Annotated in this window: 18 protein-coding genes and 1 other annotated feature; all 18 genes read right to left on the bottom strand. The window is 43.9% G+C overall.

The window, feature by feature from the left end; genetic code table 11:
- Positions 1-89 precede the first annotated feature (89 nt).
- Positions 90-2168, bottom strand: a complete 2079-nt coding sequence (gene fusA / locus GJB59_RS14325) for an elongation factor G (protein ID WP_142830520.1) — start codon at positions 2166-2168, stop codon at positions 90-92.
- Positions 2169-2222: 54 nt separating this feature from the next.
- Positions 2223-2693 carry a 30S ribosomal protein S7 gene (rpsG, locus tag GJB59_RS14320; RefSeq protein WP_008432480.1) on the bottom strand — a complete coding sequence of 157 codons (471 nt, stop codon included), beginning with the start codon at positions 2691-2693 and terminating at the stop codon, positions 2223-2225.
- 44 nt (positions 2694-2737) lie between these two features.
- Positions 2738-3157: a 30S ribosomal protein S12 gene (gene rpsL / locus GJB59_RS14315; protein ID WP_142830518.1), complete on the bottom strand. Its 420-nt coding sequence runs from the start codon at positions 3155-3157 to the stop codon at positions 2738-2740.
- Positions 3158-3255: 98 nt separating this feature from the next.
- The gene (locus GJB59_RS14310; protein WP_142830516.1) at positions 3256-3504 is read right to left on the bottom strand and encodes a ribosomal L7Ae/L30e/S12e/Gadd45 family protein; all 249 of its coding nucleotides are present in this window, start codon (positions 3502-3504) and stop codon (positions 3256-3258) included.
- A gap of 134 nt (positions 3505-3638) precedes the next feature.
- On the bottom strand, positions 3639-7244 hold the full coding sequence (gene rpoC, locus GJB59_RS14305) for a DNA-directed RNA polymerase subunit beta' (protein WP_142830514.1): 3606 nt from the start codon (positions 7242-7244) through the stop codon (positions 3639-3641).
- 107 nt (positions 7245-7351) lie between these two features.
- Positions 7352-10906 (bottom strand): DNA-directed RNA polymerase subunit beta, encoded by a 3555-nt coding sequence (gene rpoB / locus GJB59_RS14300; RefSeq protein WP_142830512.1) that lies wholly within the window; start codon positions 10904-10906, stop codon positions 7352-7354.
- 216 nt (positions 10907-11122) lie between these two features.
- Complete coding sequence (locus tag GJB59_RS14295) at positions 11123-11725, bottom strand: class I SAM-dependent methyltransferase (RefSeq protein WP_142830509.1); 603 nt, start codon at positions 11723-11725, stop codon at positions 11123-11125.
- A gap of 126 nt (positions 11726-11851) precedes the next feature.
- On the bottom strand, positions 11852-12211 hold the full coding sequence (gene rplL / locus GJB59_RS14290) for a 50S ribosomal protein L7/L12 (protein ID WP_142830507.1): 360 nt from the start codon (positions 12209-12211) through the stop codon (positions 11852-11854).
- 56 nt (positions 12212-12267) lie between these two features.
- A complete protein-coding gene (rplJ, locus tag GJB59_RS14285; protein ID WP_142830505.1) occupies positions 12268-12768 on the bottom strand; it encodes a 50S ribosomal protein L10 in 501 nt (166 codons plus the stop codon).
- Between the two features lie 31 nt (positions 12769-12799).
- Positions 12800-12948, bottom strand: a sequence feature (ribosomal protein L10 leader region).
- A 42-nt stretch (positions 12949-12990) separates the two neighbouring features.
- Complete coding sequence (gene rplA / locus GJB59_RS14280) at positions 12991-13689, bottom strand: 50S ribosomal protein L1 (RefSeq protein WP_142830503.1); 699 nt, start codon at positions 13687-13689, stop codon at positions 12991-12993.
- A gap of 105 nt (positions 13690-13794) precedes the next feature.
- Positions 13795-14220: a 50S ribosomal protein L11 gene (gene rplK / locus GJB59_RS14275; protein WP_006828906.1), complete on the bottom strand. Its 426-nt coding sequence runs from the start codon at positions 14218-14220 to the stop codon at positions 13795-13797.
- Positions 14221-14385: 165 nt separating this feature from the next.
- Positions 14386-14919: a transcription termination/antitermination protein NusG gene (gene nusG, locus GJB59_RS14270; protein WP_142830501.1), complete on the bottom strand. Its 534-nt coding sequence runs from the start codon at positions 14917-14919 to the stop codon at positions 14386-14388.
- Between the two features lie 102 nt (positions 14920-15021).
- Complete coding sequence (gene secE, locus GJB59_RS14265) at positions 15022-15207, bottom strand: preprotein translocase subunit SecE (protein WP_142830499.1); 186 nt, start codon at positions 15205-15207, stop codon at positions 15022-15024.
- A 59-nt stretch (positions 15208-15266) separates the two neighbouring features.
- The gene (gene rpmG / locus GJB59_RS14260) at positions 15267-15413 is read right to left on the bottom strand and encodes a 50S ribosomal protein L33 (RefSeq protein WP_142830497.1); all 147 of its coding nucleotides are present in this window, start codon (positions 15411-15413) and stop codon (positions 15267-15269) included.
- Between the two features lie 69 nt (positions 15414-15482).
- A complete protein-coding gene (gene sigH, locus GJB59_RS14255) occupies positions 15483-16133 on the bottom strand; it encodes an RNA polymerase sporulation sigma factor SigH (protein ID WP_142830495.1) in 651 nt (216 codons plus the stop codon).
- 70 nt (positions 16134-16203) lie between these two features.
- On the bottom strand, positions 16204-16713 hold the full coding sequence (locus GJB59_RS14250) for an NYN domain-containing protein (protein WP_142830493.1): 510 nt from the start codon (positions 16711-16713) through the stop codon (positions 16204-16206).
- 4 nt (positions 16714-16717) lie between these two features.
- Complete coding sequence (gene rlmB / locus GJB59_RS14245) at positions 16718-17473, bottom strand: 23S rRNA (guanosine(2251)-2'-O)-methyltransferase RlmB (protein WP_142830490.1); 756 nt, start codon at positions 17471-17473, stop codon at positions 16718-16720.
- Positions 17470-17889, bottom strand: a complete 420-nt coding sequence (locus tag GJB59_RS14240) for a Mini-ribonuclease 3 (RefSeq protein ID WP_142830487.1) — start codon at positions 17887-17889, stop codon at positions 17470-17472. Before GJB59_RS14240 ends, rlmB begins: the two co-directional genes overlap by 4 nt.

Below are 17889 nucleotides of genomic sequence, written 5' to 3'. Positions count from 1 at the left end.
GTGAATGTTTGTTTGAAGTGCCGGAATAATAGGGCCCTATTATTCCGTGCATACAAACTATTTATACTTTATTAAAGATCAAAATTCAATTATTGACCTTTATTTTTTTTGATAATTTCTTCAGAAATTGATTTCGGTACTTCTTCATAGTGATCGAAGTGCATTGAGAACACACCACGGCCTTGCGTGTTTGAACGCAATGAAGTCGCATAACCGAACATTTCTGCAAGAGGTACCATAGCACGAACAACTTGCGCGTTTCCGCGAGCGTCCATACCTTCTACACGGCCTCGGCGTGACGTAATGTCACCCATGATATCTCCAAGGTATTCCTCAGGGATAACAACCTCAACACGCATAATTGGCTCAAGAAGAACCGGACGTACTTTTGAAATTGCATTTTTAAGCGCCATAGAAGCAGCAACTTTAAATGCCATCTCATTCGAGTCAACATCATGGTAAGATCCGTCGAACAAACGAGCTTTGATATCGATCAAAGGATATCCGGCGATAACACCGTTGTCTAGAGAGTCACGAAGACCCGCTTCAACTGCTGGGATGTATTCACGTGGAACAACACCACCAACGATACCATTTTCAAATTCAAAACCTGCTCCTTCTTCGTTTGGAGAGAACTCGATCCAAACGTGTCCGAACTGTCCGCGTCCACCAGATTGGCGTACGAATTTACCTTCAACTTTAGCAGACTCACGGAATGTCTCACGGTAAGATACCTGAGGTGCACCCACGTTAGCTTCTACGTTGAACTCACGGCGCATACGGTCAACTAGGATATCAAGGTGAAGTTCCCCCATACCCGCGATGATTGTTTGGCCAGTTTCCTGGTCAGTGTGCGCACGGAAAGTTGGATCTTCTTCTTGCAATTTCGCAAGGGCTTGACCCATTTTGTCTTGATCCGCTTTTGATTTAGGTTCCACAGAAAGTGAGATAACAGGTTCTGGGAATACCATGCGCTCAAGGATAACCTGATGTTTCTCGTCGCTTAAAGTATCACCAGTCGATGTATCTTTAAGTCCGATAGCAGCAGCAATATCTCCACAATATACTTCAGCAATTTCTTCACGGGAGTTTGCGTGCATTTGAAGGATACGTCCTACGCGCTCACGCTTGCCTTTAGAAGAGTTCTGAACATATGAACCGGATTTAAGAGTTCCAGAATACACACGGAAGAAAGTCAACTTCCCAACATATGGATCTGTCATTACTTTAAACGCAAGCGCTGAGAATGGCTCGTCTTCGCTAGGTTTACGCAATACTTCTTCATCCGAATCTGGAAGAACGCCAGTCATTGGCGGTACATCAAGTGGTGATGGTAGGTAATCAATTACTGCATCAAGCATTAATTGAACCCCTTTATTTTTAAATGCAGTTCCGCAAACCACTGGGTAAAACTCAACGTCTAGTGTGCCTTTACGGATACCAGCTTTAAGTTCTTCTGTAGTGATTTCTTCCCCACCTAGGTATTTTTCCATCAAGTCTTCATCAAGCTCAGCAACAGCTTCCACTAATTTAGTGTGCCACTCTTCAGCAAGCTCTTTATACTCTTCAGGAATCTCACCTTCTGTAATTTCAGTTCCCAAATCGTTTGCATAGAAGCGTGTGTTCATTTCAACAAGGTCAATAATTGCTGAAAACTCATCTTCTGCGCCGATTGGCAATTGGATCGGGTGAGCATTAGCTTGTAGGCGATCATGCAAAGTGCCTACAGAATAAAGGAAATCAGCACCGATTTTATCCATTTTGTTGATGAATACGATACGTGGAACGCCGTATGTTGTAGCTTGACGCCAAACTGTTTCAGTTTGAGGCTCAACACCTGATTGAGCATCAAGAACCGTAACAGCTCCATCAAGTACGCGCAATGAACGTTCAACTTCAACCGTGAAGTCTACGTGTCCTGGAGTATCGATAATGTTAACACGGTGGTTTTTCCATGAAGCAGTTGTAGCAGCAGATGTGATTGTAATTCCACGTTCCTGCTCTTGCTCCATCCAGTCCATTTGAGAAGCACCTTCATGCGTTTCACCAATTTTGTGGATTCTACCAGTGTAGTATAAAATACGCTCCGTAGTAGTCGTTTTACCAGCATCAATGTGTGCCATGATCCCGATATTACGTGTTTTGTCTAAGGAGAACTCTCTAGCCATGTTGTTTTTCTCCTTCCGTTTCGGATTAAGATGTTAAGAACATCTCGAAAGAAATTACCAGCGATAGTGAGCAAACGCTTTGTTTGCTTCCGCCATTTTATGGATATCTTCACGTTTTTTAACAGCTGCTCCAGTGTTGTTAGCAGCATCTAAAATTTCATTAGCCAAACGCTCTTCCATTGTTTTCTCTCCACGAAGACGTGAATAGTTTACAAGGTAGCGAAGACCTAGAGTTGTACGGCGTTCAGGACGAACTTCAACCGGTACCTGATAGTTTGCACCACCAACACGGCGAGCGCGTACTTCAAGAACTGGCATAACGTTAGTCAATGCTTGTTCGTATACTTCAATTGGATCTTTACCGCTGCGCTCTTTAACTAACTCAAACGCTCCGTATAGAATCTTTTGTGAAGTACCTCTTTTTCCGTCAACCATCATTTTATTAATTAAGCGTGTCACCAATTTCGAGTTATAAATTGGATCTGGTAACACGTCACGTTTAGCTACAGGACCTTTACGAGGCATGTATGTTCCTCCTTTCAACGAAATCTCTTCGTTAAGTTAATTTATTATTTTTTTACTTTAGGACGTTTAGTTCCGTATTTAGAACGGCTTTGCATACGGCCGTTTACTCCAGCTGTATCAAGTGCTCCACGTACGATATGGTAACGCACACCCGGTAAATCTTTTACGCGTCCGCCGCGAAGAAGAACTACACTGTGCTCTTGAAGGTTGTGACCTTCTCCAGGGATGTAAGCATTAACCTCGATTTGGTTAGTCAACCGTACACGAGCATATTTACGCAATGCCGAGTTTGGTTTTTTTGGTGTCATCGTACCAACACGAGTACATACTCCACGTTTTTGTGGTGATGTCACGTTAGTTTGAGACTTTTTAAAGCTGTTGTACCCTTTGTTTAGCGCTGGTGAACCTGATTTCGTGCTCTTTGGTTTACGAGGCTTGTTAACTAATTGGTTAATTGTAGGCATCGATTTTTTCCTCCTCTCAAAAGGTGTTCTAATACCACATATCCAGGTGGTTCATTTTTGGGTAAAAAACAAAGTCTTTGTGTTTTACACAAAAACTGTTATCCAGTAATAGCCACAGCAGCTGCACCGACATTAATGCCATATGCTTTGCCAAGCTTCAATCGTGAATCTGCAAACTCGATCCGAATACCTTTTTCTAAGGCTAGTTGGATAATCTGTTCGGTCATTCGATCGTCCGCGTCTTTTGCCACTATTATCTCTTGGACAATGCCGCTTTTTAATGCTTTTACTGTCTGCTTTGTACCGATGATTATTTCATTCGCCTGTTTTACTTTTTCATTAGACATTTGCATATCCTCCAAAGTGTCAGACCGTTAACCATCAACCCTCAACATATTATCATTCTATGACAATACTGTCAACTGAATTCTTAAAAATCCCGGGAGACTGTCAGTAGCTCCCCCGGAATCCAAAAACTATCTTATGACTCTGTACCGACAATTTCCTGCTTCGCTGCTTTTTCACTTTGAGCAATCTTAATTTGACGGTAACGCTGCATTCCTGTTCCGGCTGGAACAAGTTTACCGATAATGACATTCTCTTTCAATCCTAGAAGCTCATCACGTTTTCCTTTGATCGCTGCATCGGTTAGGACGCGAGTCGTTTCCTGGAATGACGCGGCTGATAGGAATGATTCTGTTTCAAGTGAAGCTTTCGTAATCCCTAGAATGACAGGACGGCTTGTTGCTGGCAAGTTGCCTTCCAGCACCGCTTTGACGTTGGCTTCAGTAAATTGGTGAATATCCAAAAGTGAACCTGGAAGCAATTCAGTGTCTCCGGCTTCAATGACACGGACTTTACGGAACATTTGACGAACCATAACTTCTACGTGCTTATCGCCAATTTCTACCCCTTGCATACGGTATACTTTCTGAACTTCTTTCAATAGATACACTTGAACAGCTTGAACATCTTTTACTTGAAGTAATTGTTTCGGATCGATTGAACCATCCGTCAATACTTCGCCGCGAACGATGGCATCATCAACTTGAACCTTGATGCGCGCATTGTATGGAGCTAGATATTTACGTGTTTCAACATCTCCTTGAATCGTTACTTCTTTCTGACCTTCGCGAATTTCATCAATTTCAGTAACTGTACCTGTAATTTCAGAAATAACTGCCTGGCCTTTCGGATTACGCGATTCAAATATTTCCTGGATACGCGGAAGACCTTGAGTAATATCGTCTCCTGCAACCCCGCCTGTATGGAATGTACGCATCGTAAGCTGAGTTCCTGGTTCACCGATTGATTGAGCCGCAATAATACCTACTGCTTCGCCCACTTCAACTTCGTCTCCAGTTGCCAAGTTCGTACCGTAGCATTTCTTACAAACGCCGTGTTTTGTATTACATGTAAACGCAGAACGAATTGTTACTTCTTTGATGCCCGCTTCAAGAATGAGGCGAGTCAAATCTTGTGTAATCAATTCATCTTTCGCTACAATTATTTCTTTTGTTTCCGGATGGCGGATAGTTTTCTTAGCATGACGGCCAACGATACGCTCATCAAGCTCTTCAATCACTTCTGTGCCTTCCATCAACGCCCCTACCAGCAGGCCTCTGTCAGTGCCGCAGTCATTTTCGCGGACAATTGCATCTTGTGCAACATCTACGAGACGACGAGTCAAGTAACCAGAATCGGCTGTTTTAAGTGCTGTATCGGCAAGGCCTTTACGAGCACCGTGAGTAGAGATGAAGTATTCAAGTACGGTCAATCCTTCACGGAAAGAAGATTTAATCGGAAGTTCAATAATGCGCCCAGCCGGGTTGGCCATGAGTCCGCGCATACCAGCAAGCTGTGTAAAGTTGGATGCATTACCACGTGCTCCGGAATCACTCATCATAAAGATTGGATTCAAGTTATCAAGAGATGCCATCAGTTTGCTCTGAATGATATCTTTAGCACTGCTCCAATATGAAATGACACGTGCATATCGCTCTTCTTCTGTAATCAATCCGCGACGGAATTGCTGCATAACTTTGTCTACGTTTGCTTGTGCATCGACCAGTATCTCTCCCTTATCCGGAAGAACTACGATATCCGCCACACCAACAGTGATGCCGGCTTGTGTCGAATATTTGAATCCAAGGCTCTTCATGCGATCAAGCATTTTAGAAGTTTCCGTAATATGGAAACGTTTGAATACTTCCGCAATGATTTCCCCAAGAATTTTCTTCTTGAACGGTGTCACAAGTTCCGCTTCTTCAATATGCTTGCGAATATCAGTCGTTGTAGCGACGAAATATTTCGCTGGAGTTTCTACCTGCAAATTGTAATCAGTTGGTTCATTGATATATGGGAATGACTTCGGCAGAATTTCATTGAAAATAATTTTACCGACAGTTGTCAATAAAAGCATTTTGTTTTGTTCTTCTGTGAACGTCGGGTTATTGACGGCTCCAGCTTGAATTGCAATACGAGTATGCAAGTGCACATGGCCTGTTTGATAAGCGATCATGACTTCTTCAGGTCCTGAGAAAGTCGCGCCTTCTCCTGTAGCACCTTTGCGCTCAAGCGTTAAGTAATAGTTCCCTAGAACCATATCCTGAGATGGTGTTACAACAGGTTTTCCGTCTTTTGGATTCAAAATGTTTTGAGCCGCAAGCATCAATAATCTTGCTTCTGCTTGTGCTTCGGATGATAAAGGTACGTGAACAGCCATTTGGTCACCATCGAAATCGGCATTGTATGCAGTACATACAAGCGGATGAAGACGGATTGCTTTACCTTCAACTAGTGTCGGTTCAAATGCCTGGATACCCAGTCTGTGAAGTGTTGGTGCTCGGTTCAATAGAACCGGGTGCTCCTTGATAACATCTTCCAGTACATCCCAAACTTCAGAATGAAGACGTTCGATTTTGCGTTTTGCGCTCTTGATGTTGTGGGCCAATCCACGTTCAACCAATTCTTTCATAACGAACGGCTTAAACAATTCGATTGCCATACCTTTCGGCAAACCACATTGATACATTTTCAGGTTAGGTCCAACTACGATAACGGAACGGCCTGAGTAATCAACTCGTTTACCAAGAAGATTCTGACGGAAACGTCCTTGTTTCCCTTTCAGCATATGAGAAAGAGATTTCAATGGACGGTTACCAGGTCCTGTGACCGGACGACCGCGGCGGCCGTTATCGATCAACGCATCAACAGCTTCTTGAAGCATGCGTTTTTCGTTTTGTACGATAATGCTTGGTGCGCCAAGGTCCAACAGACGTTTCAGGCGGTTGTTCCGGTTGATTACGCGGCGATAAAGGTCATTTAAATCAGAAGTCGCAAAGCGGCCGCCATCTAATTGAACCATCGGGCGAAGTTCAGGTGGAATAACAGGAAGTACATCAAGGATCATCCAGTCAGGATTGTTTCCTGAATTACGGAATGACTCAACCACTTCAAGGCGTTTGATTGCACGAGTGCGGCGTTGGCCTTGAGCTGTTTTCAACTCTTCTTTTAGGGAATCCGTTTCGCGCTCAAGGTCGATTTCCTGCAATAGGCGTTTTATTGCTTCAGCACCCATGGCAGCTTGGAATTTCTTGCCAAACTTATCACGGTACGCACGGTATTCTTTTTCAGAAAGAAGCTGTTTCTTTTCAAGCGGTGTATCCGCAGGATCGATTACTACATAAGAAGCAAAGTAAATCACTTCTTCAAGTGAGCGTGGAGACATATCCAGGATAAGTCCCATACGGCTCGGAATTCCTTTGAAATACCAGATGTGCGAAACAGGAGCTGCTAATTCAATATGCCCCATGCGTTCGCGGCGAACTTTAGAACGCGTGACTTCAACGCCACAGCGATCGCAAACAACGCCTTTATAACGGACACGCTTGTATTTACCACAATGGCATTCCCAGTCTTTTGTAGGACCGAAAATACGTTCACAGAACAAACCATCTTTTTCAGGTTTCAGTGTACGGTAATTGATTGTTTCTGGCTTTTTGACTTCTCCATAAGACCATGAGCGAATTTTATCGGGTGACGCTAATCCGATTTTCATATACTCAAAATTATTAACATCTATCAAGGAGCCTACCTCCCTTTTGTCTCGAGTTTCTGTACGGCTCTTCCTCGGTAATGGCTAAGTGAATAAATGGAGAACGGCCGGTTAGAGCCGTTCGAATCCAATGGTTATTAATCAATTGTTCCGACCGGTGCTTCTGCATCTGCAATCGGCAGGATATTCAATGAATCAGCAGGCTGAAGATCTTCTTCTTCATCCAAATCGCGCAATTCAATTTCTTCATCATCAATCGTTAACATCTTAACGTCCATACCTAAACTTTGAAGCTCTTTGATCAAAACTTTAAATGATTCCGGCACACTTGGCTCCGGTACACTTTCACCTTTGACAATTGCTTCATAGGTTTTCACGCGTCCGACTACATCATCCGACTTCACCGTTAGGATCTCTTGTAATGTATGTGCAGCACCGTATGCTTCAAGTGCCCATACTTCCATCTCACCAAAACGCTGTCCGCCGAATTGTGCTTTACCACCCAACGGCTGTTGTGTAACCAATGAGTAAGGTCCAGTTGAACGGGCGTGTAATTTATCATCGACCATGTGGGCAAGTTTGATCATGTACATGATTCCTACTGACACACGGTTATCGAATGCTTCACCAGAACGGCCGTCATAAAGAATCGTTTTACCATCGCGTGGCATACCTGACTCTTCCATAGTTTCCAAAACATCTTCTTCATTCGCTCCATCAAATACTGATGAAGCCATATGAATTCCAAGTGAACGGGAAGCCATTCCAAGATGCAGCTCAAGTACCTGACCGATATTCATACGGGATGGTACACCAAGTGGGTTCAACATGATGTCGACCGGTGTGCCGTCTGGCATGAATGGCATATCTTCTTCAGGTAAAATTCTTGAGATAACACCTTTGTTTCCGTGGCGTCCAGCCATTTTATCGCCGACAGAAATTTTACGTTTCTGAACGATATATGCACGTACCAACTGGTTTACACCCGGTGGCAGTTCGTCTCCATCTTCACGGTTGAAGATTTTAACGTCCAATACAATACCGCCAGCACCGTGAGGCACCCGCAATGAAGTATCGCGCACTTCACGTGCTTTTTCGCCGAAAATTGCATGAAGCAGACGTTCTTCAGCAGTCAATTCCGTAACACCTTTAGGAGTTACTTTACCAACTAGAATATCTCCATCTTTTACTTCAGCACCGACACGGATAATTCCTCGGTCGTCCAAGTTACGCAATGCGTCTTCTCCAACGTTCGGGATATCGCGCGTAATTTCTTCCGGCCCAAGTTTCGTATCGCGTGAATCGGATTCGTACTCTTCGATATGAACAGAAGTGTAGACGTCGTCTTTCACTAAGCGTTCACTCATGATGATCGCATCTTCATAGTTAAAGCCATCCCAAGTCATGAAGGCAACCAATACGTTTCTTCCTAATGCCATCTCTCCACGTTCCATTGAAGGTCCGTCAGCTAAGATGTCACGTCTCGAAACACGGTCTCCGACTTTAACAATAGGGCGCTGGTTATAACTCGTCCCTTGGTTAGAACGGACGAATTTTTGCAATCTGTATGTGTCAAGGTCGCCTCTGACTTCATTGCCATCCACAACTTCAATGCGGCGGACTGAAATTTCTTTAGCTTCCACATATTCCACAATACCATCATTTTTTGATACTACAGCTGCACCAGAATCGCGTGCTGCCAAGTGCTCCATACCAGTTCCTACAAAAGGTGCTTCAGGATTTAACAATGGAACCGCTTGACGCTGCATGTTCGCTCCCATCAATGCTCGGTTGGAGTCATCGTTTTCAAGGAACGGAATACAAGCTGTTGCTACAGAAACAACTTGCTTCGGAGAAACATCCATGTAATCGATATTGCCGCGCTTGTAAACGGTGTTTTCACCACGGAAACGTGCAACAACGCCTTCTTCGACAAATGAACCATCGTCATTCAGCTTCGAATTGGCCTGAGCCACTACATAGTTATCTTCTTCATCAGCAGTCAAGTAATCAATATGCTCTGTCACTACGCCAGATTCACCATCTACGCGGCGATAAGGAGTTTCAATGAAACCAAACTTATTCACTTTCGCAAATGTTGAGAGAGTGTTGATCAAGCCAATGTTCGGGCCCTCAGGCGTTTCAATCGGACACATGCGGCCATAGTGGGAATAGTGAACGTCACGTACTTCAAAGCCTGCGCGTTCACGCGTTAAACCACCGGGCCCAAGCGCCGATAGACGGCGTTTGTGCGTCAATTCAGCTAATGGATTGGTTTGATCCATAAACTGGGAAAGCTGAGAGCTGCCGAAAAACTCTTTAATCGATGCAATAACCGGACGGATATTGATCAATTGCTGAGGAACGATTGCCTGCGTATCATTGATGGACATACGCTCGCGAACCACGCGCTCCATACGGGATAAACCGATACGGAATTGGTTTTGCAGCAGTTCACCTACTGAACGCAGGCGACGGTTACCAAGATGATCGATATCATCCGTGTTTCCGACACCATAAAGAAGGTTAAAGAAGTAACTAATAGAAGAAATAATATCAGCCGGTGTTACGTGCTTGATTTTATCTTCTATATAAGCGTTGCTGATGACAGTAATTTCTTTTTGGTCTTCATTGTTCGGTGCGTAGATTTTGATCGACTGCAAGGTAACTTCGCCTTCCAGGACACCGCCCACTTGGGAAACAGTATGGAAACCAACTCCATTTTCCAAGTTCGGAATCAAGCGATCAAGTACACGACGGTCAATCAATGTGCCAGCTTCAACTAGAATTTCGCCTGTTTCAGGATCAGCCAGTGTTTCAGCGATCGTCTGATTGAAAAGACGGTTCTTAATATGAAGCTTTTTGTTCATTTTGTAACGGCCGACATTTGCCAGGTCATAGCGTTTTGGGTCGAAGAAACGTGAATACAATAAGCTCTTCGCGCTTTCAACTGTTGGCGGCTCACCAGGGCGCAAGCGTTCATAAATTTCAAGAAGCGCTTTTTCTGTGCTCTCTGTGTTATCTTTTTCAAGCGTATTCTGAAGGAATTCGTTATCTCCAAGCAAATCGATGATTTCCTGGTCAGATCCGAAGCCAAGCGCTCTTAAAAGAACCGTTACCGGCAATTTACGCGTGCGGTCAATTCTGACGTACACGACATCTTTCGCATCTGTTTCATATTCCAGCCATGCTCCACGGTTTGGAATAACAGTTGCTCCGAAGCCTTTTTTACCATTTTTATCTGTCTTGTCATGGAAATAAACACTTGGCGAACGAACCAATTGAGAAACGATAACGCGTTCTGCGCCGTTGATGACGAAAGTACCCGTTTCTGTCATTAATGGGAAATCTCCCATGAAGACATCCTGTTCTTTCACTTCATCCGTTTCTTTGTTGTGCAGACGTACTTTAACGCGCAATGGTGCCGCATAAGTTACGTCACGCTCTTTCGATTCATCGACTGGATACTTCGGTTCCGCGAGACTGTAATCAACAAACTCGAGTGATAGATTTCCTGTGAAATCTTCAATCGGTGAGATATCCCGGAACATTTCACGAAGCCCTTCTTCAAGGAACCATTCGTAAGATGATGATTGAATTTCAATCAAGTTCGGAAGATCCAGCACTTCACTGATTCTCGAAAAACTTCTGCGTTGACGATGTTGACCGTACTGAACTAGTTGACCTACCAACTTATTCACCCCTCAATAAAACGATTATAGGTCTTTGCGATTTCTACAAAATAGTGTATGATATCGAAAAGACAAAAAGAAAACGAGACTAAAGATTAGCTCATTTTCGGTTTACACGTGATTAGATCTGTCGCCATGCCAAGCCCGAAAAAGGGCAAACGACCTCAAAATAATAAATTTTGCATTTCATTATAATAACACAGCCGTTTTGTCAAGTCAAACTTTTCTGGCCTCAAAAATAAAGTAACCTTTCTTCTTATCGACCACTCTGACTTCTCCGAAAAGCTCTTCCAGTTTCACTTGCGTTGAAGGAGCACCCTGCTTTTTCTGAATAACCACCCACAACGATCCACCATCCGCTAACTTTTCAGCAGCTTCTTCATAAAAACGAAAAATGGTTTCTTTGCCTGCCCTGATCGGCGGGTTTGTTAAAATTGCAGAAAAATCCGTTGCTTCAACAGCGCTTAAGCCATCACTTTCGTAAATCTGGACATTCGTGACATTATTTTTTTCAACGTTCGTTTTTGCCAGTTCAATGGCTCGTGTATTAACGTCGACCATATGCACTTGATTTTGAGGAAATGCTTTTGCAACTGCCATCCCGATAGGTCCGTAGCCGCAGCCAACATCCAGCACCGGCCCATCTATCTCAGCCCGTTCAAATGTCTCGATCAATAAACGCGAACCAAAATCGACTTCACTTTTGCTAAAAACGCCTGTATCGGTCTGGAAGCGAAACTTCTCGCCCCGCAACACGTCTGTCCATTCTCGAGGATTGCTTTTTGTTTGAGGATTTTTGGAATAATAATGTTGAGACATGTAAAGTCCTCCTTGCGTTCACCTTATTGCGGGCAAACTGCCCGTTATGCAAATGAAATTAAAAAGAAGAAAAGCCCGTCGGTATACACTGACGAGCTTTCCTTTCATTTTGATAAAGTCATTAAATTACTTAACTTCTACTGATGCGCCAACTTCTTCAAGTTTGCCTTTGATTTCTTCGGCTTCTTCTTTAGTAGCGCCTTCTTTGATTGCTTTAGGAGCTTCGTCTACAAGAGCTTTTGCTTCTTTAAGACCAAGACCAGTTACTTCACGTACTGCTTTGATTACTTTGATTTTTGAATCGCCAGCAGAAGTAAGAACTACGTCGAATTCTGTTTGCTCTTCTTCAGCAGCAGCGCCGCCAGCAGCAGCAGCAACTGGAGCAGCAGCAGTTACGCCGAACTCTTCTTCGATTGCTTTTACTAGGTCGTTAAGTTGAAGAACTGTCATTTCTTTGATTGCGTCTAAGATTTGTTCTTGTGTCATTATAGTTTCCTCCTATTGATAGGTAATATTTTTTGTCGTGCTAGCCGGCTAACTTATTAAGCGCCTTGTTCTTCTTTTTGATCTGCAACCGCTTTTGTTGTAGCTGCAAAGTTGCGGATTGGAGCTTGTAGTACGCTGAGTAGCATAGAAAGCAAACCTTCGCGTGATGGAAGTTCTGCCAATGCTTTTACATCTTCAGCAGATGCAACAGCACCTTCGATGATACCCGCTTTAATTTCAAGCGCATCGTTTGTTTTAGCGAAAGTATTGATGATTCTCGCTGGTGCGACTACATCTTCGTTAGAAAATGCAATTGCGTTTGGTCCTGTAAAGTGTTCGTTGATCGCTTCAAGTCCGTGCATTTCTGTCGCACGGCGAGTCATTGAGTTTTTGTAAACTTTAAACTCAACGCCTGCTTCACGAAGCTGTTTACGAAGTTCTGTTAATTGTGCAACGTTCAATCCACGGTAATCAACAACTACAACCGAAGCTGCAGCGCCGAACTTATCAGCGATTGTTTGCACGACAACTTTTTTCGTTTCAACTGCTTTGCTCATTTTGGCACCTCCTATAGATTTTTCATTTATACCGTCCATAAGAAAAGCCTCTGGTCCATTACAGACACAGAGGCATAAAATCAGCATCAAAAAGATGTTTACTGAATTCATCATGTCCTCGGCAGGGATAAATTAAGCGGCTTGCGCCCCTGCTGTCTGCGGTACAAATGGGTATTTCACAACTCCGCTAGTATAGCAGAGCGAAAATACGATGTCAATATCTTATTTAGCAACTACTTTAGATGGATCAACTTTAACAGCAGGTCCCATTGTTGTAGTAACGTTTAGTGATTTGATGTACGTACCTTTAGCAGAAGCTGGCTTCGCTTTTTGTATTACGTCATAGATCGCTTCCAAGTTTTCAGCAAGTTTGCTGTCATCAAAAGAAACTTTCCCGATTGGCGCATGGATGATACCCGTTTTGTCTGCACGGTATTCCACTTTACCAGCTTTGATTTCCTGGACAGCTTTCGTTACATCAAATGTAACTGTGCCTGTTTTCGGGTTAGGCATTAAACCTTTTGGCCCTAAAACGCGTCCAAGTTTACCAACTTCACCCATCATGTCAGGAGTTGCAACGATCACGTCGAAGTCAAACCATCCTTGTTGGATTTTTTGGATATATTCAGCGTCGCCTACGAAATCTGCACCAGCTGCTTCAGCTTCTTTTAGTTTTTCGCCTTTAGCGAAAACCAAAACGCTTTGAGTTTTACCAGTTCCGTTTGGAAGTACTACTGCTCCACGGATTTGCTGGTCGTTCTTACGCGTGTCGATTCCTAGACGGAAAGCCACTTCTACTGTAGCGTCAAAGTTCACTGTGCTTGCTTTTTTCGCAAGTTCGATTGCTTCTTTTGCTTCGTATTGTTTTGAACGGTCGATCAATTTTGCTGCATCTTGCAGCTTTTTGCCTGTTTTAGCCATTTTAAACGTCCTCCTTGTTGTGGTATAACGGAATGAACCTCCCACGATTAAAGGCTGCGCGGCTCATGATGAACTGCGCAACCCATCCAAAAACAACTGCTAGAATTAGTCTTCGATTGTAATGCCCATACTGCGAGCAGTACCTTCAACCATCAACATTGCAGCTTCTACTGAAGCAGCATTTAGATCTGGCATTTTAGTTTCTGCGATTTCGCGAACTTTGTCGCGTTTCACAGTCGCTACTTTATTGCGGTTCGGTTCGCCTGAACCTGATTCAATACCGGCTGCTACTTTTAATAGAACAGCTGCGGGTGGAGTTTTCGTAATGAATGTAAATGAACGATCTTCAAATACTGAAATCTCAACTGGAATGATCAGTCCTGCTTGATCTGCCGTACGCGCGTTGAACTCTTTACAGAAGCCCATGATGTTAACACCTGCTTGACCCAATGCTGGACCAACCGGTGGCGCTGGATTAGCTTTTGCTGCAGGAATCTGCAATTTTACAACTTTTACAACTTTTTTAGCCACGAAACACACCTCCTTAAGTCCGTGATGTGGTAATAGGGTTTCCCCTCCCACTCAAATATCTGTCTGTCAACGATGTTGATAGAATTAGCTAAATTGTACAGATTGTCCTATGACAGTCTGACCTATGAAATAATACCATTAATAATTCAGAATAGCAAGGGGCTTTTATACTTTTTGAACTTGCTCGAAATCCAGTTCCATTTTGGTTTCGCGGCCGAAGATATCAATCGACACTTTAACTTTGCCTTTTGTATCATCGATTTCTTCCACTTTCCCTTGGAAGTTGGCGAATGGCCCTTCCATCACTTCAACTGTATCGGCAACTGCAAAATCGATATCCACTTTGCGTTCTGTCATTCCCATTTGTTTCAGGATGAAATCGACTTCTTCATCTAGCAATGGCGTCGGTTTTGCTCCCCCGCCTGATGAACCGATAAATCCTGTAACTCCTGGTGTATTTCTGACCACATACCAAGATTCATCTGTCATGATCAACTCAACTAGGACATAGCCTGGGAAAGTTTTGCGCATGACGGTGCGTTTCTTGCCATCTTTAAAATCTGTTTCCTGTTCTTCCGGAATGATGACGCGGAAGATAAGGTCTTCCATACCCATTGTTTCTACACGCTTTTCCAGGTTTGCTTTTACTTTGTTTTCATAACCGGAATACGTATGGACTACATACCAATTTTTCTCCATAATCGTGCGGACTGAACGTCCATCCCTCCTTTTTTACCAAATAAAAAAACCCGTTCTCATAGAATCACGGGCTATTTTTATGCGTTATTCTTGTCGAATGACTTATAGTGCCAAGAACCAACGGAATACTTCCGAGATGCCTGCATCGATTACTGCAAAGAACAGAGCCATGAAAATACAAGTAGAAAGAACAACGATCGTATAACGAGTTAGTTCTTTTCGTTTCGGCCAGCTAACTTTCCGCATTTCCGAAACGACATTTTTAAAGAAACCGCCAATGTTACCCATTGTTTAAAAAACCTCCGAATTTCAAAATCACTCTATATCGTCCGGCATTCAGTTAAAATTCATATCGTTTGTTTATGCACGGTATGCCCATTGCAATGAGCACAGAATTTTTTGAGTTCCAAACGTGTGCTGGATTCCGCTTTCGCAGGAACCGTATAATTGCGGGATGCACATTTCGAGCAGCTTAAAACAATCTTTTTAGCCATGTTATCACCTTATTCAAGTTTACAGCTTTTTCAAGGTTATCACCTTAAAACAGACCTGTCAACCGCACGTCAAGAGCTCGGCATCTCATTGATCTGCAAGTGGCGCTCCAGTTTTCGCTTGACCCGCTGCAAAGCGTTGTCAATCGATTTTACATGGCGCTCCAGCTTTTCCGAAATTTCCTGATAGGATTGGCCGTCCAGATAGAGCGCCAACACCTCTCGCTCGAGTTCGCTTAATACCTCGCCCATTTTCTCTTCCATATACTGAAATTCTTCATTATGAATGATTAAGTCCTCTGGATCGTCGACGCCGTTTCCAGCCAGTACATCCATCAAGGTTCGGTCAGACTCCTCATCATAAATCGGCTTGTCCAGAGAGACATATGAATTCAACGGAATATGCTTTTGGCGTGTCGCCGTTTTAATGGCAGTGATAATCTGCCGGATAATGCATAGTTCTGCAAACGCGCGGAAAGAAGACAATTTATCACTTCGAAAATCACGGATCGCCTTGTACAAGCCGATCATGCCTTCCTGAATAATATCTTCCTTATCAGCACCGATCAGAAAATACGACCGGGCTTTCATTCGAACAAAAGGCCGGAATTTGGTAATCAAAAAATCCAATGCTTCCGTATTGCCACTGTGGACTAAACTGACAAGTTCCTCATCTGTCATGCCGGTGAATCGTTGGGGCTGAACTTGCTCATGATTTTCCACGGGTGATCCCTCCGATTGCGTGAGCCTCGATATGTTCAGTATACAGGAAGAAAAAAATGAGCTCAACCGTTCATTTCAAGCCTCTTCGCCATTTTTCGAAAATTTCCGCTACTTCACCAGACAGCGGTATTTTTGAAATCCCGCGCTGCTCCTGGATTTCTTTTACTTTTTTAGTGATGTTCTCCTGTATTTCGATCATTTCAATTTCCAGTTCCCTCGCTGAAATTCGCAATGCGCCTTTGCCAAAAATAACCCATTGCTCTGTTAAATCCGAAGTAGCTACATAAATCTGGTCACGGCGATTGTTTAAACTGGCTACCAGTTTTTCAATCCGCTCATCTGCCGTTTCACTTTCTTTTGTAAAAATGACTTCAACATCGTGGTGCAGATTCTTGGCTTCAATGCCCGGAACCAGATGGGCGTCAAACACGATGATGACACGCCAGCCTTTATAGCTCCGGTATTCAGCCATCCGCTCAATTAGGCGGTCCCTGGCATTTGCCAATTTATCTTTTTTTAACTCCTGCAGTTCGACCCAATCACCAATGATATTGTACCCATCAACCAGCAGAATGTTCATGGCACTAAACCAGGGGATTGCGCTTTCTGTAAACTTCGTACATCAACAAACTTGCCGCTACGGAAGCGTTCAGTGACGTAACATGGCCGACCATCGGCAATTGGTAGAGAAAATCGCATTTGTCACGCAAAATCCGGCTCATGCCTTTGCCTTCGCTGCCAATAATAACAGCGAGCGGAAGCGCAGCGTCCATTCTCCGGTAATCGACCGACTCTTTAGCATCTGTCCCGGCAATCCACAGGCCTCGCTTTTTCAACTCATCCACGGTCTGCGACAAATTATTGATGCGTACGACCGGCACATGTTCAATGGCGCCAGTCGAAGCTTTTGCCACGACACCTGTCAGCCCGACTGCCCGACGCTTTGGAATAATTAAACCATGAACACCGATTGCATCGGCCGTTCTCATGATAGAGCCCAAATTATGCGGGTCTTCCAGTTCGTCTAAGATCAAGAAAAACGGCTCTTCATTTTTTGCTGCCGCTGCCTCGAATAAATCATCCAGGCTTGCGTAATTATAAGCAGCAACCGCCGCCGCAATGCCTTGGTGATTGGTATCCGTCAGTCCGTCTATTTTCTTTTTCGGCACCGACTGGACGATGACGCCTTTGTCTTTTGCCAATTGCAGCAATTCAGTGATGCCTTTTTTCTGGACGCCTTCTGCAATCCAGATTTTATTGATGTCCCGGTCTGCACGCAGCGCTTCCAGTACAGGGTTCTTGCCGCCGATTATCTCCGGTGCCAACTCTTCTTCAGTCATTTTAATACGCCTCCCAGCTCTTCGACAATCTCAATCGCATAGGAAATGATTTCGTCCACACGCGCTTGCTCTTCTTTTAAATACAGCCAGCCCAGAACCGCTTCAAAAGCGGTGCTGAAATTATAGGTCTGAACATCGGTATTTTTTGGAACAGATCCGGACTTGGCATTGCGTCCACGTCTCATAATCGCCAATTCTGGTTCTGTCAGAAAATTTTCTTCGGTCAGCCGCTTCAGGACCATCGCCTGCGCTTTGGCAGAAACGAACGTCGTCGACTGGCGGTGCAGGATGTTCGGTTTGGAACGGCCTGAACGCAATAAATGCTCGCGGATAGACTGCTCATAAACGGCGTCGCCCATATAGGCGAGGGCCAATGCATTTAGTTGATCTACATCATTTTTTCGTAAAACGTTCAA

Source organism: Planococcus soli, from assembly GCF_016881065.1.
In the GTDB taxonomy this organism is placed as follows: domain Bacteria; phylum Bacillota; class Bacilli; order Bacillales_A; family Planococcaceae; genus Planococcus; species Planococcus soli.
The sequence above is the reverse complement of the archived record's forward strand: the minus strand, read 5'-3'. Positions and strand labels throughout refer to the sequence as shown.